Annotated in this window: 22 protein-coding genes and 1 other RNA gene; 6 read left to right on the top strand and 17 right to left on the bottom strand. The window is 58.6% G+C overall.

Going from position 1 to position 26,695, the window contains the following annotated elements:
- Positions 1-20: 20 nt before the first annotated feature.
- Positions 21-251 (top strand): hypothetical protein, encoded by a 231-nt coding sequence (locus KR49_RS01500; RefSeq protein ID WP_253912785.1) that lies wholly within the window; start codon positions 21-23, stop codon positions 249-251.
- Here KR49_RS01500 and KR49_RS13175 read toward each other — a convergent pair.
- The gene (locus tag KR49_RS13175; protein ID WP_071839640.1) at positions 248-400 is read right to left on the bottom strand and encodes a DUF2256 domain-containing protein; all 153 of its coding nucleotides are present in this window, start codon (positions 398-400) and stop codon (positions 248-250) included. The genes KR49_RS01500 and KR49_RS13175 overlap by 4 nt on opposite strands.
- Entirely contained in the window at positions 397-990 is a 594-nt protein-coding gene (gene clpP, locus KR49_RS01495) for an ATP-dependent Clp endopeptidase proteolytic subunit ClpP (RefSeq protein ID WP_043691017.1), read from the bottom strand. Before clpP ends, KR49_RS13175 begins: the two co-directional genes overlap by 4 nt.
- A 79-nt stretch (positions 991-1,069) precedes the next feature.
- On the opposite strand from clpP, the gene psb29 reads away from it, so the two are divergent.
- Positions 1,070-1,717 carry a photosystem II biogenesis protein Psp29 gene (gene psb29 / locus KR49_RS01490; RefSeq protein WP_043691015.1) on the top strand — a complete coding sequence of 216 codons (648 nt, stop codon included), beginning with the start codon at positions 1,070-1,072 and terminating at the stop codon, positions 1,715-1,717.
- On the opposite strand, the gene KR49_RS01485 is transcribed toward psb29, so the two are convergent.
- Genes KR49_RS01485 through petN form a run of 3 tightly spaced genes read right to left on the bottom strand, consistent with a single transcriptional unit; the run spans position 1,699 to position 3,349 of the window.
- Positions 1,699-3,081 carry a hypothetical protein gene (locus KR49_RS01485; RefSeq protein ID WP_162176149.1) on the bottom strand — a complete coding sequence of 461 codons (1,383 nt, stop codon included), beginning with the start codon at positions 3,079-3,081 and terminating at the stop codon, positions 1,699-1,701. The two genes, psb29 and KR49_RS01485, sit on opposite strands and share 19 nt — an antisense overlap.
- 29 nt (positions 3,082-3,110) lie before the next feature.
- Complete coding sequence (locus KR49_RS14460) at positions 3,111-3,242, bottom strand: hypothetical protein (protein WP_256381027.1); 132 nt, start codon at positions 3,240-3,242, stop codon at positions 3,111-3,113.
- A gap of 5 nt (positions 3,243-3,247) precedes the next feature.
- Positions 3,248-3,349: a cytochrome b6-f complex subunit PetN gene (gene petN / locus KR49_RS01480; protein ID WP_043691012.1), complete on the bottom strand. Its 102-nt coding sequence runs from the start codon at positions 3,347-3,349 to the stop codon at positions 3,248-3,250.
- Between the two features lie 71 nt (positions 3,350-3,420).
- Between petN and clpS the strand changes: the two genes are divergently transcribed.
- Positions 3,421-3,717 (top strand): ATP-dependent Clp protease adapter ClpS, encoded by a 297-nt coding sequence (gene clpS / locus KR49_RS01475; RefSeq protein WP_043691010.1) that lies wholly within the window; start codon positions 3,421-3,423, stop codon positions 3,715-3,717.
- Position 3,718: 1 nt separating this feature from the next.
- On the opposite strand, the gene KR49_RS01470 is transcribed toward clpS, so the two are convergent.
- A complete protein-coding gene (locus KR49_RS01470) occupies positions 3,719-3,946 on the bottom strand; it encodes a hypothetical protein (RefSeq protein WP_043691007.1) in 228 nt (75 codons plus the stop codon).
- Between the two features lie 73 nt (positions 3,947-4,019).
- On the opposite strand from KR49_RS01470, the gene KR49_RS01465 reads away from it, so the two are divergent.
- A complete protein-coding gene (locus tag KR49_RS01465; RefSeq protein ID WP_043696445.1) occupies positions 4,020-4,295 on the top strand; it encodes a DUF2103 domain-containing protein in 276 nt (91 codons plus the stop codon).
- Positions 4,296-4,313: 18 nt separating this feature from the next.
- Here the strand turns inward: KR49_RS01465 and KR49_RS01460 are convergent, their stop codons facing one another.
- From KR49_RS01460 to KR49_RS01450, 4 genes are all read right to left on the bottom strand, one after another.
- Complete coding sequence (locus tag KR49_RS01460; RefSeq protein ID WP_043691004.1) at positions 4,314-4,547, bottom strand: hypothetical protein; 234 nt, start codon at positions 4,545-4,547, stop codon at positions 4,314-4,316.
- 30 nt (positions 4,548-4,577) lie between these two features.
- Positions 4,578-4,760: non-coding RNA, 6S RNA (gene ssrS, locus KR49_RS13170), on the bottom strand.
- Positions 4,761-4,766: 6 nt separating this feature from the next.
- The gene (locus KR49_RS01455) at positions 4,767-5,927 is read right to left on the bottom strand and encodes a 5-(carboxyamino)imidazole ribonucleotide synthase (protein ID WP_043691003.1); all 1,161 of its coding nucleotides are present in this window, start codon (positions 5,925-5,927) and stop codon (positions 4,767-4,769) included.
- A gap of 51 nt (positions 5,928-5,978) precedes the next feature.
- Positions 5,979-6,851 carry a carbohydrate ABC transporter permease gene (locus tag KR49_RS01450; protein WP_043696442.1) on the bottom strand — a complete coding sequence of 291 codons (873 nt, stop codon included), beginning with the start codon at positions 6,849-6,851 and terminating at the stop codon, positions 5,979-5,981.
- A 79-nt stretch (positions 6,852-6,930) separates the two neighbouring features.
- Here KR49_RS01450 and aroB point away from each other — a divergent pair, with 79 nt between their 5' ends.
- Positions 6,931-8,043, top strand: a complete 1,113-nt coding sequence (aroB, locus tag KR49_RS01445; RefSeq protein WP_043691001.1) for a 3-dehydroquinate synthase — start codon at positions 6,931-6,933, stop codon at positions 8,041-8,043.
- Here aroB and KR49_RS01440 read toward each other — a convergent pair whose 3' ends face one another.
- From KR49_RS01440 to KR49_RS01425, 4 genes are all read right to left on the bottom strand, one after another.
- Complete coding sequence (locus KR49_RS01440; protein ID WP_043690999.1) at positions 8,044-9,846, bottom strand: hypothetical protein; 1,803 nt, start codon at positions 9,844-9,846, stop codon at positions 8,044-8,046. It abuts the gene before it with no gap.
- Positions 9,847-10,035: 189 nt separating this feature from the next.
- A complete protein-coding gene (locus tag KR49_RS01435; RefSeq protein WP_084187924.1) occupies positions 10,036-15,636 on the bottom strand; it encodes an esterase-like activity of phytase family protein in 5,601 nt (1,866 codons plus the stop codon).
- Between the two features lie 144 nt (positions 15,637-15,780).
- Positions 15,781-21,450 (bottom strand): lamin tail domain-containing protein, encoded by a 5,670-nt coding sequence (locus KR49_RS13505; RefSeq protein WP_084187922.1) that lies wholly within the window; start codon positions 21,448-21,450, stop codon positions 15,781-15,783.
- A 241-nt stretch (positions 21,451-21,691) separates the two neighbouring features.
- Positions 21,692-22,894, bottom strand: a complete 1,203-nt coding sequence (locus KR49_RS01425) for a class I SAM-dependent methyltransferase (RefSeq protein WP_043690995.1) — start codon at positions 22,892-22,894, stop codon at positions 21,692-21,694.
- A 31-nt stretch (positions 22,895-22,925) separates the two neighbouring features.
- Here KR49_RS01425 and KR49_RS01420 point away from each other — a divergent pair, with 31 nt between their 5' ends.
- Positions 22,926-23,732, top strand: coding sequence for a TPM domain-containing protein (locus KR49_RS01420; protein WP_043690993.1), 807 nt, complete (start codon positions 22,926-22,928; stop codon positions 23,730-23,732).
- A gap of 13 nt (positions 23,733-23,745) precedes the next feature.
- On the opposite strand, the gene KR49_RS01415 is transcribed toward KR49_RS01420, so the two are convergent.
- The 3 genes from KR49_RS01415 to KR49_RS01405 form a co-directional block, all read right to left on the bottom strand.
- Positions 23,746-24,471: a glycoside hydrolase family 104 protein gene (locus tag KR49_RS01415; RefSeq protein WP_043690990.1), complete on the bottom strand. Its 726-nt coding sequence runs from the start codon at positions 24,469-24,471 to the stop codon at positions 23,746-23,748.
- Positions 24,472-24,724: 253 nt separating this feature from the next.
- Positions 24,725-25,801 carry a hypothetical protein gene (locus KR49_RS01410; protein WP_043690989.1) on the bottom strand — a complete coding sequence of 359 codons (1,077 nt, stop codon included), beginning with the start codon at positions 25,799-25,801 and terminating at the stop codon, positions 24,725-24,727.
- Complete coding sequence (locus tag KR49_RS01405; RefSeq protein WP_043690987.1) at positions 25,795-26,583, bottom strand: TIGR04168 family protein; 789 nt, start codon at positions 26,581-26,583, stop codon at positions 25,795-25,797. The genes KR49_RS01410 and KR49_RS01405 overlap by 7 nt, the downstream gene beginning before the upstream one ends.
- Positions 26,584-26,695: the final 112 nt, after the last annotated feature.

Raw genomic sequence — 26,695 nt, 5'->3', positions numbered from 1 at the left:
TGCATTTCTGAGCATCACTCATGACCAGTGATGGCACCCGTTCACCGATGCAGGGTCATAGCCAGTTTCATGGCCCCGACTGGACCCCTCAGCGGGTTGCCTTTCACCAGAATCTCGAGGAATTTGCCGATCGCGTCGGCCTGATTGTCGGACTGCAATCAAACGGAAAAGTCAGCCAGGAAAAAGCTTTTGAACAAATCAAAGATATGTGGAAATCCCTGAAGGTCAGTCGCAATGATTTGCTGCATTAAACATTATCCTTTGAAGAAATCGTTGATTTCCTTCGGCGACATCGATCAGAGCAATAAATAACCTCGTCCCAGCAATTCCTCCACGCCTTCCTCCACTGAAACGGTCTCTCGCAGACCGGACAGATCTTGGTTGGAAGACCGGATTTCAAGCGACGGAATGCACCGGGCGCTTGTCGATCACTGAGTCAATCAGCCCGTAGCTGACAGCTTCCGTGGGTGACATGAAGAAATCACGATCGGTGTCCTGTTGGATGCGGTCGAGGGGCTGGCCGGTTCTCGAAGCCAGTTCATGGTTGAGGCGATCCTTGAGGAAAAGGATTTCATCAGCCTGTATTCGGATATCACTGGCCTGACCGCGAGCCCCGCCGAGTGGTTGGTGAATCATGATGCGCGAATGCTGAAGGCTGCTGCGCTTGCCCTTCGTACCAGCACAGAGAAGGAAGGCTCCCATACTTGCTGCGAGACCAACACAGACGGTATGAACATCTGGTTTGATGTGCTGCATCGTGTCAAAGATTCCAAGCCCGTCGTAGACGGAACCGCCAGGTGAGTTGATGTACAGGTAGATGTCCTTTTCCGGGTCTTCCGCTTCCAGGAAAAGCATCTGAGCAACGATGCGATTGGCTGAATCGCTCGTTACGGCTTCTCCCAGAAAAATGATTCTTTCTCTGAGAAGACGGGAGTAGATATCAAAGGCCCTTTCGCCCCGGCCGGACTCCTCGATCACGATCGGGATCATCTGCTTCTGCGTGATTGCGTCAATCCTAACGGCGTCGTCCTCGGCGCTATGGTCATTGCCGACATTCCAGGGTTCCGACTTGGGCGATCGTCAGACCATTGCTGACAGCAAGCGGGCGTTTCATCAGGCGTTCCCCCATGTCATCGCCCCCCTCTACCGGCGGGTGAGCGATGAGCTGCTGGTGGAACTGCATCTACTCAGCCATCAGACACAGTTCAGCAGCACGCCACTGTTCGCGGTAGGCCTCGAAAAGGTCTTCACAACCTTCACGCGAGGGTATCGACCGGAAAGCCATCCCGATCGTCTCTTCGAAGCGATCTGCAGCAGCAACGGCTTTGATGCCGACGCCCTGAAACGGGAGGCTTCTCAAACCCGCGACGCCGCTGCCTCCGCAGCGATGGAAGGCATTACGACAATGCTGGCCGAGCAGCGGTTGCCCGAGGGATCGCACTACTCGCGGATGATGGCGATCGGCCTGCTGACCGTGCTCGAAACCGCTCGCGGCAAGCAGGACAGTCCAGACGGCAAGGCTCTGGCCCAACAGGCTGTCGATCTCTGCACTGACCTCAACTTCCCTTCTGAACGGGTGGAGAAGGACCTGAACTTGTTCGCCTCCAACAGTGAACGGATGGAACAGGCCGTGGAACTGATGGAGGAAACCCTGGCCTCCGACCGAAGGAAGCGGGAAAAACGTCAGGATGAAGCCGCTCAGGGAACATCGAGCTGACCACGCACCCATCGCCAGGAGTCGTCCCGGGCTGTCTGCCCACGCAGCGGCATCGTGCGCAGCATCAGCCTTTCCGCTGATCGCACCACAGTCGGCCAGCTGACGGGCAGCAGACCGTGGGTGACCAGATCCCTTGGAGACAGCATGAGATTCATGCTGCTGTCGGAGCCGAGCTCGGCCGTTGCCGAGCGTTTCAGCGTGGGCGCACCGGCAAGCACCATGCGGAGCAGAGCGGGGTGTCCATGGCTTGCATCTCTGGGCAGCCAGGTCCATCCCCCAAGCACCCGTCCAGGGTCCTCGTCATCATCGAGCCAGAGAGTCGCCCGGATGACGGTCTGGCCATCCGGGTGAACCAGATCGACGCGTCGTCGCCGGAATCCCTGCTTCTCGAGACGGGTCGCCGTCAACTCAAGTGCTCGTCTCACGTCCGGATCCCGATAGGGGAGCTGCAGATCGATCTGCACACGGGCCTGGAAAGGACCTTTCGCCTGAGGTTCGACACTCAGGCGCATCGGCACCTCAAGAAGCTGGCGACGCATGGCCAGCGTCAACCCGTAGTCCTTCTCAAGACCGTCCCGGATCAGAGGGCGATTCAGAATTCCACTGAGCACGGGCTCCGCAGTTGAACTGTCCAGCTGCAACATCGGCAGCAGCGAAGGATCGGAAGCCATGGGAGCCCGAAGCCTGCCCGGTGCCAGAGGCGTTGTCCCTCTTGGAGGCTTGAGTCGTCGTGGGGCATCCCGAAGCGGTCGACTGGCAAACACCCCGCTCCAACGCAGATCCTTGGCGTCGACATTCAGGACAAGACAGCCATGGGAGGCCGAATTGAGCATCGAAGCGAGTGGTCCGGCCATCGGAAGCAGGGCCTCCGGCGTCCATCGCACAGCCGTTGAGACCTCGAGGGCCCTCAGACAGAACCGTTCCAACGGTGATGGGTCCCCTGGCTGGGGACGCAACGACTCCATGAAGCTGCTGCGTTCAGCGGGATCGGAAAAGACAAGATCAAACCCGGGCAGGAGCCGATCCAGAGGACTGTTGCCCGCCGTTGAGCCCTGTTGGCGTGGCAGCACAAGCACACTGCTGCCCGAGGAAACCCACCCTTTCCACCAGATCTGCTCCCTGGAGGCACGCCAGCGTCGGGAGGCCTGCTCCGGACCGAGCCGTTCAGACCAGATCTCCGGAACGGATTGCCCGGAATCCACTTGAAAGCTCTGCAACATCACCAGGGATGCGCTGAGCAGATCCAGCTGCTGCGTCAGAGAATCTCTGGGCGAGAGCTCCCGCCGGGCGACATGCGTCAGCCAAGCCGTGGACAGCATCAGCAGCAACAGCAGTGCCGGGGCGGTGATCGGAAAGGTCGCCAAGCGGCGAAACAGACCTGCCGCGACCTTCATCAGCGGCGTCGGCGTCGGTCTTTCCACTCGATCAGCGACAGGTAGATCACCGATACACTCACGAACACCAGCAGAACGGCTGCCGAGACCGCCAGTGACTGACTGATCAGGGAACCATCAAGGGACGGCAACGGCCTCAGAACTTCAGAGTTCCGTCACCGTTGCGACCCCAGACGACCATCGCAATGGAGAAGCTGAATATGGCGGCTAGAGATGCCCAGGCCAGGGTGAACAGCATGTGCTTGACCGCTTCGCTCGTGTGATCCTACCTAGGTTCCCGTCCTCGCAACCCAAGCGCCAGCATCTGTCATGAGCAGCTCCAGCCCGGGATCCACAACGCTGCTGGAGCGTCAGAGGACAACCCAGCGCTATCCAGAGGCCAGGGTCATCGTCCTCGACGATGACGTGAACACCTTTCAGCATGTGGTGGACTGCCTGCGGCGGATCATCCCGGGGATGAGTGAGGAAAAGGCCTGGACCCTGGCGAATCGCATCGACAGTCAGGGGTCTGCAGAAGTGTGGTGCGGCCCGCTCGAGCAGGCCGAGCTCTACCACCAGCAACTGGGATCCGAGGGTCTGACCATGGCACCACTCGAACGCTGCTGATTCAGGCTGCTGGTTTGCGGGTGGCCCGGGTTAACCGCAACAGGTCAACGGTGTCCAGGTGAGACTTCTGTGCATCGAGCACATAGCGCACAACCCGTCCCGGGCAGATGGCGAGGCCGCGCACTTCACTGCCATGCACTTCAGCGGTGAGCATGCGGGCCTGGGGACCGCAGCTGTCGGTGAGTGGACCGGAGACTGCTCGGCGCAGGGCATCCACGGATCTCAGCATGGCGACACAGCACCCTCTCTCCGGCATAGCCATGGCCGCTAACTTCGACCAGTTCCTGGGAAAGTGTTCGGTTTTGGGCCGGGTTGTGATCACCCACAGCACCTACGTCGAGGGTCTGATCCCCTGGCTGAGATCCCTGGCGTCCGAGCAGGGCATCCAGACGATCACCCCGGCGGTGATCAACCGGGTCAAGGGTCGCTGCCCGACCCTTGAACTGCGGGTGTCCACGCCAATCCGGGGCGGCTACAAACTTGTGGCCCGTCGTGGAACGACAGTGCAGGAGGTGTTCATCATCACGGACCTGCCGAAACCGGATCTTCAGCAGGCGATGGAGCGACATCGCCCCTGAAGGGCGCGATGGAGTCGCTCAGGGATTCTCGGGATCGGCCTGCATGGCCAGTCGGCAGGCCTCCGGATGAGCCTCCAACAACGAGGGATCGGTTCGGCAGAGCTCAGCCCAGTCCGCCCGCGTGAAGCACTGAGGAAGGATGGCGCGGCAGGCCACCATGGCATCGTCTGGACGAAAGCTGATCCCGTCGGCCTTCACGGGTGAGGAACAGGCGAGGAGCATCAGAACGATGGTCGGAAACGAGAGATTCACGTGATCTCCTCGAGAACGCCTGAAGAAAGTGGGTGAACCGCCATGCCGTGCGAGCCCCAGTGGTCGACCTGGAAGAACCAGAAGGGGAGTCAAAATGAGGCTTCGTTTCCGGCTGCAAGGCCGGTTTACGGCACCTTCACGACAGTCTCCCCAAGTCGAAAGAGAGTCAGATCAGAGCACTAGAAAAGGCCGTCACCAACACAGCAGTTCAATGCCACGTTAGTCGGAGCCGAAGCAAGGCAACGGCCAGATCTCTCTGATCCTGGTGGTGATCCTGTGCGCTTCATCGGAGCGCTCATCCGCGGTCGCCCCATGCAGCACCACGGTGATGTGGCCGAGTTTCCGCCCCGGCGATTCCGGGCTCTTTCCATACCAGTGGAGCGTGGCATCGGGCAGTTGACGCAGTGAGGCCAGCCGATGATCAAGGGGGGCGGCGATTCCGTCGGACAGACCGAGGAGATTCACCATCACCGCACCCTGGCAGGCGAGCTGAGGAGCTGGCACCGGCAGCCCGGCTGCAATGCACAGCTGCTGATCGAACTGGCTGCTGGTGCAGGCCTCGATCGAGAAATGGCCGGAGTTGTGGGTCCGGGGTGCGATCTCGTTCACCTGAAGACCGTCAGGGCCGAAGAAGAATTCCAGAGCGAGAACCCCGACATAGTTGAGCTTCGTCAGCAGCGACGAGGCTGCGTTGAAAGCAAGCGCTTCCACGGCCTGGGGCACGGCGGCAGGTGCGAGGACCCAGTCGCAGACCTGCTGGCTCTGATGGGTTTCCACCAGGGGGAATGCCCGGACGCATCCGCTGGTGTCGCGGCTGACCACCAACGCCAGTTCGCGCTCGTAGTCCACCCAGGCCTCGAGCATCCACTCCTCGGCAGTGACCGAGCGGATCAACTGAGCCAGCGCATCGATGTCCTTGAGGATCAGGGTGCCCTTGCCGTCGTATCCACCCCTGGCGGCCTTGGCCATCACAGGAAAACTCCAGCCTTGAGGAAGGGCCGGCTGAGCAGGGGACACCAGGCTCAGCGGGCACCAGGGCGGGCTCGGAATCAGAAGATCGGCAAGCAGCTGGCGCTGGGAGAGCTTGTCGACCAGGGGAGAGAGCGCAGCCAGGGAAGGCCGGAAGCGAACTCCTTGCTGCTCAAGGGGGATCAGAGCATCGATATTCACCCATTCGTTCTCAAAGGTGATGCCGCTGCATCCCTCCACCAGCTGGCGCGTACCGGCAACATCCCTGGGATCCGCCGTCACAAGCCTGGAGGCCCCCTCCACGGCAGGGTCGTCATCGGAGCCCGTCTGAACAGCGACGGGAATCTGACGTGAAGCCGCCGCCTGAACCAGCATGCGGGCCAGCTGGCCTCCTCCCACAACGCCGATCATCCAGGTCGAGCAGACTCCCGCAGCTTGCCACCGGGATCCGCGATCGGCTGCTTAGATCAAGGCGCGATCGCCACTGAAGGCCAGGCGGATCAGGGTGAAGAGCATCACCAGCAGGAACAGCGCCAGTCCAAGCGTGCAGGCATAACTGATTTCAAGTTCCGCGAAAGCCTGGTCGTAGACGTAGTAAACGATGGTTCTGGTGGAGTCGGCCGGGCCTCCCTGGGTCATCAGGTACACCTCCTCGAAGACCTTGGTTGCGGCGATGGATGAGACCACGGCAACCAGCGCGACGTAGGGACGCAGCAACGGAAGCGTGATGTCGAGATGCTGACGCCAGCCTTCGCTGCCGTCGAGCTCGGCAGCCTCGTACAACTCCTTGGGAATCCCCTGAAGACCGGCCAGAAAGATGACCATGTAATAGCCGAGTCCTTTCCAGAGCGTCACCAGCATCACGGCCGGCAGGGCCAGCTGCGGCGTGGTGAGAAACCCGATCGGCGAAAAGGTTTCACCGAACCAGGCCACAAGCCAGCCGTTGACCAGACCGTTTTCCGCGTAGAGCCAGCGGAACGCGATCGCTGCCACGACGATCGACACCAACACAGGCGTGTAGAAGGCCCCCCGCAGCACATGGATGCCGGGAAGGCTGCGGTTCACCAGCACGGCCAGGGCCAGGGAACCCAGCACGATCGGCGGAACAACACCGATCAGATAGAGAAGGGTGGTGGTCATCACCCGCAGGGCCATGGGGTCGCTGATCAGCCGGCGGAGATTGGCCAAGCCCACGAACTGCAGGGGCTCACTCACATCGAGGCCCGTGGTCGTGAAGCTCATGACGAGCGCCATGACGGCCGGGATGAGGACGGACAGGCTGATCAGAACAACCGCTGGCAGCAGGAAGGCCCAGGCAGTGAGGCTGTTGCGCATGAGCCCCGGGGTGCTGGCGTGAGGGTAGGCGCGCGTGACCGTCGCAGAGCGGCAGAGTGGGCAGGTTGGTTGAGCTCCCATGTCCATCACCCAGTCCGCGCCGTTCCGTCGCATTGCTGTGGAACTGGAGACGACGCCCTACCAGGTGGTGATCGGTGATGGAGCCTTGAGGAGCGTCGGAACTGAGCTGATTGCGGCCGGGGTGCGTCCCGGCCGCAAGATTCTCGTGGTCAGCAACGCGGATGTGGCCGGCCCCTACGGCGATCGTTGCCTGAACAGTCTCAGGAGCAGCGGTTTCCAGGTGGAACTCCTGGTGATCGAGGCCGGTGAAGAGCAGAAAACGCCCGCGACCGTGGCACGCATTCATGACGCGGCCTTCGCGATGAAGCTGGAACGCAGCTCACTGATGCTCGCCCTCGGTGGAGGGGTGGTCGGCGATATGACCGGGTTCGCAGCGGCCACCTGGTTGCGAGGAATCGCTGTGGTTCAGGTTCCGACGACACTCCTGGCGATGGTGGATGCCTCGATCGGAGGCAAGACGGGAGTGAACCATCCCGGCGGCAAGAACCTGATCGGAGCCTTTCACCAGCCGACACTCGTGCTGATGGACCCGGAAACCCTGGCCACCCTGCCGGTACGCGAATTCCGCGCCGGGATGGCTGAGGTGATCAAGTATGGAATCCTCGGTGATACGGAGCTGTTCGAAACCCTTGAGGCGATCGCCGACCCGAGTTGCGCCGAGGGACTTGCCGGCGACGCTCTGATCAACCTGCTGGAACGATCAGCCACCGCCAAGGCCAGGGTGGTGGCCGCCGACGAAAAAGAGGGAGGGCTGAGGGCGATCCTCAATTACGGCCACACCTTCGGCCATGTCGTGGAGACATTGAGTGGTTACGGAACCTGGCTGCACGGTGAAGCGGTGGCCATCGGAATGGTTGCGGTGGGAGAGCTGGCGGTGCAGCGCAGCAGCTGGAGCCGGGAGGAGGCCGATCGTCAGCGCAGGTTGATCGATCGAGCAGGTCTGCCCACCAGCTGGCCTGATCTGGATCCCGAGTCGGTACTCAGGACGCTTCAGGGTGACAAGAAAGTGCGCGACGGACAGCTTCGCTTCGTGATGCCGACATCAATCGGGACCGTGGAAGTGCGGGATGACATCAGCCGGGAGGAGATCCTGCGATGCCTCGAGGGCTGATCAGAGGAAATCAAACCCCGTCGAGGCATTGGAGTCGCTGGACTCTTCCGGAACAATCGCAGGGGTTTCACCGCGGAAACTCACACTGATCCGGTCAAAATCATTCGACTGAAGATCAGCGTAACCAAAGCTTTCTCCACCGATAATCAGCTCATCCTTTTTATCAAAATTGGTCAGTTTGATCTTCCTCGAGATCAGATTTTCAGACGCAATGGTCACAACATCACCAGCCTTGTCAAAACCGAGGTCAACAAATGCTTTCTTCACCGCACCAGTCATGGTGATCTGATCAGCCCCCTTCCCCAACTCGAACGTTGCCCTTCGGATCTCTGCATCGATCGTTGCCGAATCCGTGCCCTTGCCAAGATCAAAGACAGTATTCCCCTTGATCTTCACTGCGGAATCGAGGAGGACGGCATCACCTCCCTCCCCAGTGGAGAAGAAACTTTTGTTGACAACACCCTGACCAATTTCAACGGAGTCATTCCCCTCACTCATCACGATGGTTGTACCACCGCCAATCTTCTGTACTGAACTGACAAACTCGGCATCCTCTCCTTGAGCAAACTCAATCGTGGAACCAACAACCTTGGAACCCTCCAGCGTCAGCGCCCCACTGTCAATTCGAATGTCAAGACCACGAACTTCAGCTGAGACAGCCAGTTGAGTTCTTTCAGACGAGGTGTTATCCAGAGTGACCTTGTCAACGGCATCAAGAGGAATCGACACAGCAGCTCGAGTACCGATCACGCGGACGGATTGGCCATCCTGGATGACGTCAACGTTGGAGCTGTCACCGACGAAAGCGGGAGACGGACCAGTCGGTGGCACCGACGGCGCAGGGCTGGGTGAGGGAGTAGGACTGGGTGAGGGATCAGGACTGGGTGAGGGATCAGGAGAGGGTGCCACCGGCTCATCGCCCGGTGTAACTGCCAACTGAATCTCACCAAGAACGATGGCACGACCGTCATGAACTCCGTAGGTCACAACGTCATTCCGCGAGCTATTGCTCGGGGGAGCCAGGACGATCTGGAGACCGGAACTGCTGATCCACTCAGGACCCGACAGAATCACAACCGCCAGTTCGTCGTCGTCAGGATCGATCACAGCACCTGCGAGATCGATCAATCCCTGCTGACCTCCCACAAGCTCACGACTGATGCTGCTCAAGGAGTCCTTGAGCACGGGTGCTGCATTCACATCGAATCCCAGTAGCGCCAGATCCGCCTTGAGAGAGGACCATTCACCAGTACGCTCTTCGCCATCGACGAAGACACGATCAACACCAACGTGAAAATCCGCGATCAAAGAAGGATCGTCAGCCGCACTCGCACCTGAATTCGTCAGATAAAAGAGATCCGGAACAGAATCGACCTCAGCAAGATAACGATGAAGGCCGAAGGTAATCGCATTCTCAATCAGTGAACCACCAACGATGTAATCATTGCTCGGAGCGATGACGAAACGATCGCTCCCCTCTTCTCCAACAAGCAAATTATCCGAATAACCATCGATGCTGTAGAGAGAATCGCCGTTATCACCGCCATAGACGGAAGAATTGGTTGAGGCGTAGATGATGTTGCCAGCATCAGATCCACGCACTTCAACGCCAGGGAGCTGCACACCACCAGCAGGAACAACTCCAAAGTCCGCTGGGTTCAGAAGCACCTGCTCTCCACTCGCCAACCGACCAAGGCCGAAAATGAGATCAAGCTCCTGCCAAGCGATATTCCACGGAATCGTTACCGAGGCCGAGGAGACAAGGTCGAGCATTTCCGAATCGTCGACCTGATGATTGCTCACGTGAAATCAAAACATCCCAAAAAAGACTAACAATGAGTGGTTAAGGACCGGCAAAGCCACTGGACAATGGCCTGGCAATCATCAGAAGGTTTGCATGCTCTATAGGCTCATGAATGATCATTGAAAAACAAAAAAAAAGGCGGCCATATGGCCGCCTTTCGGGATGTTAATGATGAATCAGATCGTTGATCAAGCCAAACCAGCAAAGTTGCTGATGTGGAAGTCTTCGGTCGTGGTGTTCATGAACAGGCCAACCTCCGCTCCATTCACCCGCAGCAGCGTGTTTCCACCCTGATACTCAAGGTCAATGTTGTCGTAGCTGACGCCGGAGAGACCGATGACATCTTCATCGGAGTCAAAGTCCATCACCATCTGAGCCTCGGCAGGACGATCACCAGCGCCGGGGATCAGCCAGAACTGGTCAAAGCCATCACCACCGTTCAGGTAGTTGACACCTGCGCCATCGAGAACGTTGAAGACGTCGTCGTGGTCGCCGCCCAGAACTCGGTTGTGGCTGGTGCCGATGTTGAAGACATCGAAGCCATCGTTACCGCTGAGGCGGTTGCCGTCATACGCCGTGGCGAAGGCGGTGTCGTTACCGGAACCACCGATGACCACATCACCTTCACTGGCGTAGATGGTGTCGTCGCCGCTGCCGGTGAAGATGGTGTTCTCTTCACCACTGATGATCTCGGAATCAGCGGTGTCCGTGCCGGCTCCGGTGAACAGCACTTCAGCGTGGCCACTGAAGCCGAGATCATCAACGAGGGTGTCGTCGTCGCCGGCCGTACCCAGAACCAGGTCGGCCTCAGAGGTCAATGCCAACTCAGGGGTCACACCGTCAGGCAGCCCGTAGCTGTAGACATCGAACTGTGACTCGATGGGGTAGTCGTCACCCTCACTGGCCACCAGCAGAACACCGCCGCCGTTGGGGGCTGTCTCGATGAACAGCAAACCCTCGGGGTGCATCGATCCGGTGAACAGATCTGCGTTGCCATCCTCGTCAACACCAGGCTCAACGATGGTGTTGGCAAGGATGTCCACCAGGTGGGAGTCCGCAGGGGTGGTCACGTCGTAAACGACAACCGTGGAATGCGCACCACGCTCAAGACCGATGAAGGCATACATCCTTCCATCGATTTCCTGGGTGAGAACACACTCGGGTTCCATGCCTTTGTCATCACTGCGGCTGTCGCGATAGAGGCCGATACCCTTCATCAGCTCATCCAGCTCATTGCCGGAATCGAACACCAGGTTGCCGACCTCGTCGTAGATGCTGAAGCTGCGTCCACCGAAGGCAAAGGCCTGATCGATGTCGCCATCCCGGTCATAGTCGCCTTCAGTGGCGACCAGGTGAAGACGCTCGCCGAGCTCTTCAACCCAGTAATCCTGGTTTTCCTGGGAGGTCTCCAGGTCTTCCACCAGATCGCCTACGCGCACTTCGTCGATGGTCTCATCGCCATCACGGGCATCCCCCTCGTTGGCCGTGATCACGTAGGTCTCGCCATTCAGTTCGAAGGCATGCAGACCGTCAGGATGCTTGATGCCGTAGACGTTCTTCAGGCCGAATTCACCGCCGGCTTCTCCACGGTTGGAGGTGTCAAGGGGAAGAGGCTCGAACGCCACCTGCGTGACGATGTTGCCTGGCCTGTTGGCCTGGCTGACGAAGTCGTTGTCACTGAACACCATCAGTGATCCATCGTTGGTGTTCAGGGCCAGACCCTCGGTCATCTTGTCGAAGCCGAGGTGGGCACCCAACGACGGCAGGTTGAACAGCTCCACACGGTTGGTGAAGTAGATGTCTTCAGCCGCCAGGTCATCCACCAGGCTGTCGGTGGCGTAAGCCTCAGGCTGAGTCACACCGAGGATGGTCTGCCAGTCGGTGTCGAGAACATTCGTGGCACCGAGAAGATCCACCTCCACAACGCGCTTCGTCGCCGTGGGGTCACCATCCGAGGAATCACGCTCCGAGATCAGGAAGACGCCGCGGTGAGGGTCGTAAACAGCATCACCGACCTTGTCGACACCGTCATTCTTCGCGGAGATATCGGCACTGGGGAGCAGGTGCAGGTACTCAGCCTGCGGTGTGCCGGTGTAGGGATCAACTGCCAGAACACGGATGATCTCGGCGTTTCCGTCCTGATAGCCCTCAGGGCGCATCGGGCTCTGGATGAAGGCGTAGAGCAGGTTGTCGTCGGTGTTGAACGCCATGCTCTCGAAGCCACGGTTGGTGCGGCGATCGGAGTACACCGAAGGAAGCGTGTCGAAGGTGAACCCTTCCACATCCGCCATGTTGTCGGGATAGTCAGCGTCGTAAACGGTGCCTTCGGGAACGTAACGCTGAACGAGATGACCACTCTCGGAATCGAAGAGCAGGATCTGAGGGCCGTACTCATCGGAGATGGCATACATGGAGTCGCCACCGTTGATCTGAGCTGCCGCATCAGCAGCATCAGGGATCAGATTGATCGACTCAGCATCGATACCGAAAGCATCGAGAGGTGCCACCTGGTACTGGTTGAAGGTGCCGAGTTCGGCGTTACCCACAGCCACCAGCTCCATGGCGATGTCGTAGGCAACACCGGCCTCCTGTCCATCCAGACCGGGCAGACCAGTGGACAGACGGAAACCGCCTTCCACAGAACTGTCGGGAACCATCAGCTGGAGGGCGCTCTCTTCGAGAACCACTCCATCGTCATCCGTCAGGGTGTAGACGGTGATCGGATACATCGGGTCGTCAAAGACCTTTTCACCGTCGAACGCATCATCGGGATCATCAAGATCGCGATCACCGATGTCGAAGGCCTGAGGACCACGGTCGGTGACGACCACATAACGGTCCAGACCGTCTTCCTCGTCATCACCGATGTAGAAGGCACCGGAGATGCCACCGGCGATGGCTTCGCCAACATCAACGGCGCCATTGCCATTGGCGTCAGGGCGACCGACGCCGCCGTTGTGAACACTGGGATAAGCGAGATCAAATTCAATGTCGGTCAGAACGGGGCGGCCGTGCACCCAGTCCTTGAAGCCGGTGGTCCACAGATCAACAACTTCTGCCTCGATCAGATCGATCTCGGCAATGGCATTGGCCTCCTGCAGTGAGACATACGCCGTGTCCCCGATGGTCGTGATGAATTCCGGTTCGATGTCCTGACCAACGCTCTCGGCTGAACGGGCGATCCGGATGCCCTGGTTGTTGAGTTGTTCGGTCAGATCATCGAGATAAGAGAAGTCGATGGTCTCGACAGTGAACTCGTCAACAGAACCGGTTTCATCAAAGCTGCTGGTGTCGATGATCGAGATGGTGCCCAGGGCATCATCGGCGAGATCTTCGACATCGTTCGACTGGCCTTCGTTGGCAACGGCCAGGCGAGTGCCGTGGTCGTTGAAGGCCAAAGAGTCAGGCAGAGCACCGACCTCAACGTGGCCGACGAAATTGAGCTGGGCCCGTTCGCCGAAGCCGGTGATGCGGTGGAAAGAGACAACACCAGGATCGGTTTCTGGATCTGACTGATCGGCAACGGCGACGGCGACCAGATCGCCGGCGATGTCGACGCTCTGAACCTCGCCGATCTCAACAATCGAGGAGATCAGTTCGGGCTCGGTCAGATCGGTGAGATCAACGATGTGAACCACATCGCCAGCGGCGTTGCTGTCAACACCAGTCACCAGAACGGCGACCTGATGATCAGGAGCGAAGGCCACGATCTCGGACCCTTCCAGATCGATGGTGCCGATGGGAGCGTGAATCCCGTTGGCACCGGCAATCTCTGCAGCGAATTCATAGGCTGCCAAGTTGTCAGCACCCAGATTCATCGTGCGGGTGTCGAGGAACGCAGGCTCCTCCTCAGCATCGATGGCGCTTTCCGGGGTGGCGTGGAACTCCTGAAGGTATTGGGCAATCGCAACCTGCTCGCCAAGTTCTTCACCGTTGTCATCCAGCAGGTCGATCACACTGGTGGCAACCCCTTCGATGCCCGAGTCGGCATCGTCGGTGAAGGGGTAGCTGTCACCGTTGTTGTTCACCAGGAAATCAAGGGAGACCATTTTGATCTCCATGTCTGGATCAGCAACAAGCTGACCATTGGCGACGATGACCTCGGTGATGTCGTGATCGTCATCAACCAAAGCCAGATCGCGCACACGCTGCTGTCCATCAACAAGCGGATTGAAGTCAGCGTCGTAGTCGAAGCTGAAACGCATTCCAGCGATCTGTGGGAACTGGCCTGGGGTCGAACCCGGTGAACTCGCGTTAACGGAGTGCTCCATCAATTCATGGAGGCCAGCTGCCGTTGTGTTGACGAGAACCAGGTCGTTGTTGAAGGCGGCAACAGCTTCCAGATCAAGCTGTGAGATGGCACCTGCGGGTTTGTCGTAACCATCGACCACTTCAGTCAATGCGGCAGGTGCCGTCAACTCGGAATCAGCGGTAATCGTGCCGATCGGAGCACGGAGTCCACCACCGTTCTTGAGGGAAACCTGGATTTCAGGATCCACCGTGCGTGCATACCAGAGCTGGGCATCAGAGGCAAGGTTGCCCATGTTGGTCTCTTCCGTCCGGATGGATCCCCGGCGGCCTTCCAGCCACACGTCCGTGTAGCCGTAGATGGTCTGATCGTTGGAGACCACGACATCACGTGCAGCCTCAATCAGATCAGCAGCAATCGCAGCTCGTCCTGTGGTGACGTCGCCACCGACAGAAGCCACCCCAGCATCAGTGGAAAGGATCTCCTGAGCCGTAACAGCTGAAGGAACTCCGTTGTCGTCGAAGGTGATGTCAAGAACACCAACCGAGTCGTAGTAGCCATCGATGGAGACCACGTAAGCGGGATCTCCATCGGCATTCACCATCTCAATACCGTCGGAAAGCAACGTGGCCTCCGTACCGGATCCACCGGAGACGATCACATCAACTCCACTCAGAAGCCCGACCAGGGCTTCTTCCATCTCATACTGCTGCAGATGGCTGGCAAGAACAATTTGATCAATGCCGTCTGCGAGCAGGGCATCGATGGTGGGCTGGATGACTGCAGCCAGTGCTTCCGTCACTGCTGCAAGTTCAGCATCGTTCGTGGGATAACCCGTCAGGCCGGCAGTACCGAGCACCTCAACATCACCGGGTGATGAGATAAATTGCACAATGGGGGTTGTGGCCCCCACAACAGCAACCTGCTCAACAACACCATTGTTGTCGAAGTCGAAGATGGCCGCATCAGCCAACGTTCTCGGTTGAGTCCCGCCAGTGGCATTGACAATCCCGTTGGGTGCGTCGGTCACAAAACCGGCGAGATCACTTTCTTCAGAGAAGTCGAGGTTGGTGGTCAGATAAGGGAAGAAAGTACCTGCTGAACGGTCACCAGCAACACCCTCATCACCGCGCTGATCAGCTTCCAGAAGCGTTTCAAAACTGGAGGTGCCAGCGTCAAACTCGTGGTTACCGACAGCCGAAGCGTCGAAACCGATGATGTTCATGAGTGCGATGTCAATCGCACCGGGAGCTCCACGCAAGGCGTCGTACGCCTGTGCGTCGCCCTCCAGAGCCGCAAGGGCGTTGTAGGCAATGTTCAACGCACCAAGAGTTGCGTCGCCATCAACGCGACGCATGGTGCCGTCGTTACCAGCGTTAAAAAAAGGACCTGGAATGTAATTATCGCCAGCCGAAATCAACAGATCGGATGAGCTTTCTGCTCTGAGTGCCTCAACAATCGCTGCAAAATTGATCGTTGAGTCGCGACCCAGCGATTCCTCAAGGTCGGACGCGTAGATCAGCCGAAAGTCGAACGGCATGGCGAGCTAGAAAAGGAGCGCACCCGACTTTATTTAAAACATATTGCAACTGGCAGCATGCAGAATACATTGAGCCTGTATCAAGGAACACAATAGAAATAAGAGTTGTTCACTGGCTTGGGACTCAACCAGAAATCAAAAGGCTCATATCAAAAGGCCTGCAAAATTGCTGATATCAGACAGGGTTGACGGATCGAGATCTCTAAAAACACCTACAGCAAAACCATTGACTGAAAGGCGAGTATCAGAGCCAACCTGCTCAAATGCCAAACTCTCATAACTCACTCCAGCAAGACCAACCACATCTTCGTCCGGGTTGAAATCCATCACCATCTGAGCCTCAGCAGGACGATCGCCTGCGGCGGAGACCAACCAGAAGGCGTCATAGCCATCACCGCCTCTGAGGTAGTTGATACCAGCTCCATCCAAAACATTAATCACATCATCATCAGCACCACCCAAGACGCGGTTGCCGGATGTGCCGACATGGAACACATCAAATCCTTCATTACCAGCAACACGGTTATCACCATCTTCGATCAAGTACGCCGAATCATTTCCTGATCCGCCAATCACGACATCACGATGGCTCGCATAGACCACATCGTCACCGCTTCCAGTGAACACTGTGTTCTCTCGACCGCTAACAATGGCAGCATCTGCGACATCGTCGCCGGAGCCCATGAAGAGAACGTCAGAGGAACCAAAATCCAGCGCATCAGTGAGGGTGTCGTCGTTACCTGCAGTGCCTCTTAGGGGATCGGGGTAAAAACCATCCAATGAGTTGGCGACCGCTCCGTCTTCGGCAATCCACATTTGCAGCTGATCTCCATACACCCTTCGCTCCGTTTCAATCAGCTCATAATTCGAATCAAGAATTGGGAAGCTGTACACGGGGCTTAGTTCAACTTTCGCCTTCACACCCAGGATGTCGTCGACTGGCTCAATATTCACCTCCAAATGACCATAATGCTTGCCTCCATCCATCAACTGAGGCACCCCGTCAACAAGTTGCCAAAGCTCAGGTTCATTCTGATCAGCCGTCCACTGGCTGAATTCTGAATTGTATCCAAACAGTGGTGAATCGAAATCCCGACTGACGGTGCGGTGCTGACCACGCAAGCCATCGCCAGCAACTCCAACATCATAGAAATTGACGCCATGGCCATCGCCATCACCATCCACAAAGCTGCGCTCAAACATTTCGCTGTGGCCACTGAAGACAGCAGCAACGCCATACTCCTCAAACATCTCGCTGTACTGACGTAGAGGGGTACCGGCCTGACCACTGGATTGGTCATGATTCATGGGGAAACCATGAACACCACTGCTGTAGGGAGCATGGTGAAATTGAGCAAAAATGATCTGACCTTGATCGCGGGCGTCTCGGAGCTGGTCTTCAACCCAGTTCCACTGGATACTTCCTGGATTGAAATCTGATAAATCAGTTCCGCCATAGCCCTCATACTGCTCTCTGGTGTAATTGGCCTGCGTGTCCGTCCCGACGTCTGTCAATTCAAGCCCGGTGGCCTGTTCGGGTTGTCCTTCACCTCCGTAATTGCTGCGGCTGTCATCGGGTTCACCGTTGGAACTGTCGAGGGTCAGAATCGTGACAGGGCCATAATCCACACGGTAATAATTGTCTTGATGCTCCGGAGTGCCGTTCTCAGGGGCATCGAAATAAGCATGGTATTTCTGGCGGCCAAACATCGGTCCGAAACGTCCATCCTCATCTTCGCCGTAACCACCATTCAGTGCGCCGTAATTTTCCCAGTTGCCCAGCGCTGGCAGCAGTGGATAGGACGACAAACCACTGGAGAATTCACCAGCGTTATGACGGAAAAACTCATCCCATCCTGGTTGATAACCACCACCCTGCACCAGGTCACCTGGCATGACCAGGAAGTCAGGCTCACGTTCATTGACGATGTCTAGATTGGCTTGATAACCGTCGCGCTGATTCAGGGCATAACGAAGGCTGCCGGATCGGGTGCCAATGATCTCGGCCCACTGGCTGTCATCCATTGACGGACGATCGAGGGAACCCTCCTGCAATGGGCTCGGCTGCCAGTCGCGGGCATCCACCCGACCGTACGGCTCTGTCTCGCTATCCGCCATCGCAATGAAGCGAATGTGGCTCCAATCATCAGAATCCGGTGCTGTCTCAAATGAAGACTGGAACGTTTCTCCGCCCTCAAGGGTAACGATGTAGTTGTAGGTGGCTCCTGATTCCAGACCATCAAGATCAACAACATGCTTGAAGTTGCCACCGGAGATCAACCAAGATTCATCCAATCCACTGATGGTCTGACGACGCTCTGCGGATGTGTACGACAGCAGAGGCTCCTCGGTAACACTGCTTTCGATCAAGCGTTCACCTGTAATTCCCGGGCCGGTCAGTGAAATCGAAGCCAAGCCATCCCGATGCGTGAACCATGTGATCGATGTACCCTCATTGGACGGATTCTGAAGGTAAGGGTTGATTCGGAAGGTATCAGCACGGTCGAAATCAAGGCCCACAACGATCGGATCGTGATCCGATGAGGCAAATGCATCAGCAGCGTAATAATTTTCAGGATTTTGAGCATATTGGTAATTTCCAGTTGTCAAGGCAACGGGTTCGTCACTGTTGATGTGCCACGGCGATGACGATGTGATGGGGAACAGCATTGAGTCACTGACCAAAGCGTGATCCAAGGATCCGAATTGACCTCTGAACTGATAGGTATAATCATCAGTTCCCACAAGATTGGTGTAACCAGCATCCCTGAAGACCATCAACGGGTCTTCCATGCTGTAGGCATTCAAGTCGCCCAAGATGATCACATCAGTGTCGTTGCTGTTGGTTGGATCGGTTTCAAGCCAATCCACAACCGCCTGTGCTTCTCTTGTTCGTTGTCCATTATTGTTTCCAGCACCATCTCCCAGATCTTCGTTTCCATCACCTTGAGCAATGGATCCCTTCGACTTGAAGTGAGCAGAAACCGCGGTGAACACCTCACCACTCGAGATCTCTTCAAAACTGACAGCGATGACCGGACGATTGGCTTCATCTGTTGCTGGATCATCTCCGACCCGCGTATAGCCCAGGTCGAGAACAGCAACTCCGGTATCGGGTGCCAACCGCACAGCATCGGTGCGATAGATGAATCCGTTCGCGATCGCATCGGTTCCAAGAAGGCCCAGGGAGAGCATCGACTGGAATTCGGCATCACTGAAGCTGAGCCCGGAACCATCACGGGTGGCGTGTGGCCCCGTACCAGCACCGGCGTCAGCACCGTGACCAGAAACATTCCAACTGAAGGAGATCTCACCAACGGTGGCACTGATGCCATTGACAAAATTGCTGTCGAATGGAGTGACGGCCTCAAAGTTGGCACTTTCGCCACGGGAGCGTGCAAAGGCATTGATCAGTGAACGGAATTCCAGTTCCGTGGTCACCGAGTTGTGAGAAGGAATCTCATGGGCCAGCCCGCCTGCACTGATCAGATCCGCCGCAACCAGCTCGGAACGTCCGATGCCACCATTCAACAAAGCGTCTGGAACAGTCACATAGGCATAAACAGCGCTATCGCTTACAGCATTCAGGGCATCGACGAGACTGTCGATGGCGCTGAGCTCTTCATAACCGTCGTTTTCAAGTTCCTGGAGGGCGATCACATCGGCATTCAGACCAACAATCGCCGGCACCAACTTGCTGAGCTGCTGGTTGTACGTCTCGATATCCCGTGCCCCCCGTTCCGTGGGGAATCCTCCACCAGCTCCATCACCATTCCAGAAATTGAGAAGATTGAACCCAGCCAGGGTGAGTGAGGCCTGGTCATCAACGATGGGACTGGGGCGGCCATTGCTGGCCTGGAAGTTGGCTGGTTCCGTGGTCTGAACGCGGTAACCCTCGTTCCGTTGATCCAGAACACCGGAAATCGAGTTGATCGTGTCACCCGTTCTCAGTGTGTTGGCTGCCGAGAGGGGCTGACCGCCACGCGCATGAATGGACGTCGCCGGATTATTTTCCGTACTCGCGTCGTCGAGCCAGATCACGCCTCGCTCAAGTTCCGAGAGATAGGCCGTGTAGCCATCTACATCGGGTGCATTCTGCTCTGTGTACTGGAACAGTCGGCCAACTCCGGAAAGACCGACCTGGGAATAACGACCAACGGTGTAATTGTTGGTCACCACCAAGGGTTGATCGACGGCATCAACGCTGACGCGCATTCCCTCGAGAGCCTCAAAGGCCGCCATGTCCGCAGCGGGAAGTGTGAGGTTGGTGAGGGGAGGCAGGTCCGCTCCGGAGCTGAGCACCGTCACAGTCGTGATGGACGTCAACTGGGTGAGGCTGTTCTGCACCTCGGAGGAATCCGAGGTGAAATTCGCGCTTGAACCTGTGTATTCAGCGACGGTGCCGGTGACTTGAACAAGGTCGCCCACAGCACCGCTGAACAAATCATTGCGGTCGTAGACAAACAGGCCTTCGGATGTGGCGGCATTGCCATCACTATCGGAAGTTTCCTCTTGAACGTAGAAACCATCCATCTCAGGATGGATCGCGGTCACGACACCCTCAATCCGATGAACCTCATCAACGTGCGGTGACGTGTCTGCTGAGCCCTGTATCAGGGAAATCAGGGTGTTCTCAGTGACCTCCGGTGCAGCATCGTCTTCCGACGCAGCCGCTGGAATCACAACCGGGGTCGCGGCGGTGCTCTCAAAACTGCCCGGGGATGCGGCTGGATCAGCATCAGCCGTGAGAAAGGCATCGTTGATCAGCACAACCCATTCGCTGTCATCAGCAGTGGTGCCACGGGAGGCATCCCAATCGGCGTTACCCGTGAAAACAGTTGCTTTGCGTTCGAGGGTGTGGTTCTGAGTGCCATTGGTCACGCCAGCCACATCCCAGCCAGACCCCGGATCCGCCCCGAAATCCCCGAGGCGGTCGAGCACGACATAGTCCGACTCACTGCCGCGAACCAGGGCATAGCCGTCATCGCCGTTGCTGAGGAAGCGATGGGTCTGATCCGCCAGTTCCACGATGGAAGCGTCCGCATCCGGGTGAGTGATCAGATAGGTGCCGCCGGCCGCAATGGAGGCACCGTCGCTGAAGGTGTTCCAGTAATCATGAGCACCTTCAACATCAGCTCCATTGCTGGCGTTGGGGAAGGCGTAATCCGCCAGGGAAATCGCAGCCTGCGTGGGGTTGAAAATCTCCAGATATTTGTTGTTACTGCTGCCTTCGGCGTATTCGGAGAAAAACAGCGTGCTCAAGCCGTGTCGGCCTGGCGTGGCCTCGGCAACACCCTCAAGAAAGGCATCCTGAGCTAGTACCACCCATTCGCTGTCGTTCGTGGTTGTACCGCGTGCTGCAGTCCAGTCGCTGTTGCCCTGGACAAGGGTTGATTTTCGGACAAGTGTGTGGTTCTGGGTGCCATTGGTCACGCCAGCCACATCCCAGCCAGACCCCGGATCCGCCCCGAAATCCCCGAGGCGGTCGAGCACGACATAGTCGGTTTCACTGCCGCGAACCAGGGCATAGCCGTCATCGCCGTTGCTGAGGAAGCGATGGGTCTGATCCGCCAGTTCCACGATGGAAGCGTCCGCATCCGGGTGAGTGATCAGATAGGTGCCGCCGGCCGCAATGGAGGCACCGTCGCTGAAGGTGTTCCAGTAATCATGAGCACCTTCAACATCAGCTCCATTGCTGGCGTTGGGGAAGGCGTAATCCGCCAGGGAAATCGCAGCCTGCGTGGGGTTGAAAATCTCCAGATATTTGTTGTTACTGCTGCCTTCGGCGTATTCGGAGAAGAAAAGCGTAGACATTCATCGTTAATCGATCATCGGATTATGAACAGCGCGAATGAATACAAATTTATAGCCTTGTTAAGAAGAGTTGAAGGAAGACATTCAGGCGTATCCAGAGACACTAACAGTCAGTATTCTCCACGACGACTTGCGTTCACGCCAAGCTTGGAGTTCATTCTCTGACTCCAGAAAATCTCTGCAAAATATGTCCAATCGACATGAAATGCCCAAGACCCATTGGTTAAAGAGCAGGATCAGATCAACACGGCGCGGACACAATGTCCCATCCAGTTATTGGCTTATCCGCATCGGTTTGCAGAAAAGTGAGCCAGCGGAACTCTCCAAGACAAACCGGATCCACAAGGCGCAGAAGCGCTTCACGGCGCTGAAGCGCTTGCGGCAGATCAGCCGGTGCCAGCTGTTGCAGCCCATGCAGACGATCGGCCAGACCCAGCGCGAGCAGGGCCTCTCCCTGACGCATCACCTGGCCAGGACTCAGACCGGAACGCCGGGCCGCAACCTGCAGGGTGTCGATGCAGAGATGGGCGGTGAGATCCTGTTGACCGGCCTTCGCCAGGGGATCCGCTCCGGACTGCTGGTGCCGGTAGGCCATCAGCGTGCCCTGATCACGGCGGGCGGTGTAATAGCGACGCGCTTCCAGGGCGTAATCGATCACCAGCACCAGCCCATGGCTGAGGCCCCTGGCCATCTGATCGATGCAACGAAAGGCGTCGCCATGCCATTCCGTCGTCCACCCGGCAGGGGCACCCAACGGGGGCAGGCTGAAACCGCAGGCTTCGGCCATGCCCAGTGCCTCAGCCCGCAGATCGTCTGGCAACGGCATCGACACGCCCGTCAGCGCAGGGGTGCCATCCGCAGATTCCAGCAGCTTCACCCCCTGGCGGCTCAGTTCCCCACCGGACCAGATCAGACGCTCCACCGGCAACGCGTCCAACAGCTCATGGGCCAGAACAACACCGCGCAGCGGTGCACGCTTCAGATCATCCAGAGAGCACCACTGCACCGGGATGGGCACAACCCCCTCCAGCAGTGACTGCTGCTGTTCACGCATGCCTGGATTCAGCTCGACGAGCCGCAGATCCAGACGACCGGCGAGATCGGGATGCAGCAGCAGCAGCTCCCTCACCAGATCCAGCGCAAGCTGACCACTCCCGGGTCCGCACTCCACAAGGCTCAACGGAGCGCCCGGCGGGCTCTCCGCGATCAAACGGGTGAACCACCGGCCCACCTGCTCGGCGAGCAATGCGGCGAAGTCGGATCCCAGGGAGGGTGACGTGACGAAGTCACCCTCCACACCGATCCGGGCACGGCCAGATCCGTAATAGCCATGGCCAGGGTCATTCAGCGCCCAGTCCATGAAGCGGGAGAAGGGCACCACACCACCGGCCTGTTGCAGATGATGCGCCAGCCAGGCGGGACAGGCCGCAACGGAGGAATCCATTGGAGAGAATGCCCGTCACTGCAGCAGATCCATGGGAGCACATCACATCAGCCGGCTGTGGGCCGCGTTGCTGGTGCTGGTGGTCAGCTGCACGGCGGCCACACCGGCGCAGGCCTACGACAACCCGGAGCTGCTGCCGGATCACGCCACACCTGTGATCGATCTGGCCAGGGTCTTCAGCGAGCCGCAGCGGACCGAGCTTGAACGGAGCCTGGAACGGTTTGAAACGGAAACCGGCTGGAAACTGCGGGTTCTCACCCAGTACGAGCGGACACCGGGCCTGGCCGTCCGCGAATTCTGGGGACTGGATGAAAGCAGCCTGCTTCTGGTGGCGGACCCCCGGGGCGGCAACCTGCTGAATTTCAACGTGGGCGATGCCTTCTTCGCTCTGATGCCACGCACCTACTGGGTGGAGCTGCAGACCCGCTTCGGCAATCAGTACTACGTGAAAGACAACGGTGAAGACGGCGCCGTTCTCGATGCCCTGAACGCCGTCGAAATCTGTCTGGAACGCGGGGGGTGCCAGGTGGTTCCCGGTCTGCCGCTGGAGCAGTGGCTGTTGACCCTGAGCACGTCGGTGCTGGGAGGCCTGGTCGCCGGCTTCGCCGCCTATCCCCGGAAGGACGAAGAGACGATCGCCTGGTCCTGGCTGCTGCTGCTCTCACCCCTGTGGGTGATGCTGTTCGGCGTGTTCGGAATCGCTCCGGTAATCACCCGGACCTCGGATCTGCTGCCGATCCTGCGAAACAGCATGGGCTTTCTCGGCAGCGCCGTGGGCGCTTACCTGATCGCACAGGCGACGGTGGGCCGTCGCCTGCAGAACGATGCGGAGGGCTGACCCCTCAGCCTGCTCAGAAACTTGTGGCGCAGAAGATCCGGGAGCCGATACAGACATCTGAGGAGCTCGATCCCTGAGACAGCTCCTCACGTCTCTGATCACGCAGTCGGCGCAGTTCCTCGAGATTGAGGTTGTAGAAGGAACGGAGACGGGCGTACTTCTTGACGGGCTGACCGTAGAAGCTGCGGCCGGAAAGGGTCGGGAACGATGCCCACTCGGGAGCCAGCATCGCCGTGAGCACCGGAGTGAGCGTACCGGCGTCGGTCAGTCCCAGGGCCTTGCGGCGCTGGATCAGAAACAGAGCTCCCTGATCCTGGGCTTCCGGGCCGAAACCGACCACACCGATGCTGCGCCGCACCAGGTTCCAGGTGAAGGGCATGAACTGGTAGGCACCCGCTGCCGCGCTGGCGTAGCGGGTGCTGTAGACGACCCGGTCAGGGTGACGATCCAGGCTGGACATCAGACCACCACCGAACATGACGCGGTAGCCAACATCCATACCGCCCTTCCAGGTGCCCTCGGCGTAGCGGATCGTGTTGAGCATCGCCCGACGCTCGGGGGTGATCACATACGGGATGGCACGGGTGGGCACCGCAGTTGGAGGGCTGAGCAGTTGAGCCCGGGAGGATGGAGGCAGCAGACTGGCCGCAGCAGGAGCCGAAACAAGGGAGGCTGAAAGAGATCCGACGACGACGGTCGCTGCGAGTGCCTGACGACCGATCAGTTCGTGGATAGCCATAAAAAGCGTTCGAAGTACAGATCCCGAGTGGGATAAAGGCTCGATGAACCAGAAGCGGATGGTTGGTTGAGCCGAGGAAGCATTTTTCCTTCGAGGTGACTTTGTCGAACAATTCGATTGGATCAATAGGTATATATGCCAGTCCACGAATCGTCTCGCTATCGACGGATCAGCGATATTTCAGGCGCTCAGTGACATCCAGACGCAAATTGAAGGCGTTGATACACAATATTTTTTCTTGAACGGATATCTGTTATCGCTCGGCGTAGGCGATCAGAGCCCGGGCCGCCTGTTCCGCACCATGGGCGGCAGCCGCAGCCTGCGTGGGGGGCACCAGAGGCTGATCCAGTTGCCAGTCACCAGTCAGCAACTGATCCCGGCTGAGCAGGCGGGAGGAACCATGGCGCGCAAGACCCCGCATCAGAGCCTTGGCCTCTGCGAAATCCCGGCGCTCCACCACATGCAGACCAACGGAGAAGGAGAGCGCCTCACAGAAGGTGCTGAAGCCTGGCTTGCCGAGATGGCGCCGGCAGAACGGAAACACATCCAGCGGACGCACGCCGTCCGGGAGCAGCGTCAGGTTGGGCAGCGCCCTGAGCGCCTCCCGCTCGCGGCTGTCAGCGGGGGGAGCCATCACGAAGTGCTGCTCAGGCCACGCGGCGAAGAGTGGCGGGTTGAGCTTCAGCCCGAGTCCGCCGAAGCCCACCTGAACCGGAGCTCCGGCGGCGAGGAGTCGATCACGCAGCGCAGGCACGAGTGGGCGTGGCTCACCGCAGACCAGCCCGAGTCGTTGCTCCGGCAGGTCCCAGGTCATGGCCAGATCGAATGGACAGCGAAGCAGGAGCTGACCGCGGCGGTAGGCCTGATGGGCCGCCTCCGCATAGCTCTGGAAAGCTTCACCGTACGGCCCGTAAATCTCATCCCAGCCGAAGTTGCTCATCCACACCAGTGGTGCTGTGAGCCGCTCTGCCAGCTCGGCGGCGGCGGGTGGGATGTCTCCGAGAACCAGCACCGGCCTGCCCTGGGATGCAATCCAGGCCGCCTCCTGCTCGATCAGTTCAGGCAGCTGCTGCTGCAGCTCCTCGAGAGCGAGGAGTGTTGCTGCTGCATCCACCCCCAGGGCATCCGCCTGAACCGTTCCCACATCCCAGCGGCAGTGCCGAACATCGATCGTTGCCGAACCCAGCAGGAGCCGCAGGAACCCGGCGGGCACCTGTGAGCTGAGCACCAGTTGCCAATCCGGACGCAGACGACGGAGCTGCTGCAGCACAGCCGCATCACGGGCCGCATGACCGAACCCATGACTGCTGCTGCAGACATAGATCAGCACGCCATCGCCTCCTGCCGTGGCAGCTCTTCCTCATGCATCAGCTGGGCGTCCGGCGAGTACCAGCGGTGACTGAGATGGGTCAGGGACGCACCCCGGAATTCCGCCCAGGAGAAATGCAGCAGCTCACGACCGCTGGCATCACGCCCACTGCGGGGGACGCAGGCGGCATTGAGGAAGGCGGTTCCGCGGCGATCGCGCAGCAGGGTGCGGCGGAGGGCGTTCGAACGCTTCAACTGATGATGCATGTGACCGAAGACCACCAGATCCGGGGGACGCTGCCGACCCATCCGATCCAGAGCGAGGGCGAGATCCTGATCGCCCCAGTCCACCGCCGGCGGTTTCCAGTCGCGACCGCAGGGGCTGTCGGCCTCGGAACCGAGGCCGCTGGGGCCGCAGTGGGCCATCACGATCAGCGGTTGATCCGCAGGAACGGCAGCAGCAGCGGCCACGATGCGATCCGCTGATTGCTCGAGGGTGATCGGGCCATAGACCGCCTGCACGGCATGGGACAGATGAAAGCCTCCGCCGGCACTGCCGGGCCGCCCTCCCACCAGTCCGATGGCGGGCTGGCTCCAACCGCGCTGGGTCCAGCCGCAATGGTTCTCCCCCAGAAGAGCCAGCTGCTGTCGCAGGATCCCTCCGCTGCGATCGCGACCCAGGTCGTGATTACCGAGAATCACCGCCAGTGGGTAGGGCAGCGACGCGATCCTCTTGGTCAGCCGCAGGTCTCCATCGCTCAGATCTCCGACGAACAGCACAGCATCAGGCTGGAGTCGCGCCAGAACCGCCTCATCCGAGGTGCCCCAGGCTCCATGGAGATCACCGGCAATCGCAACGCGAAGATCCGACAGAACCGATGCCTAGGCTGGAGCCATCCTGCCCCGGCCCGGTTCC

Origin of the sequence: Synechococcus sp. KORDI-49 (assembly GCF_000737575.1) — a bacterium.
GTDB lineage: Bacteria > Cyanobacteriota > Cyanobacteriia > PCC-6307 > Cyanobiaceae > Parasynechococcus.
The sequence above is the reverse complement of the archived record's forward strand: the minus strand, read 5'-3'. Positions and strand labels throughout refer to the sequence as shown.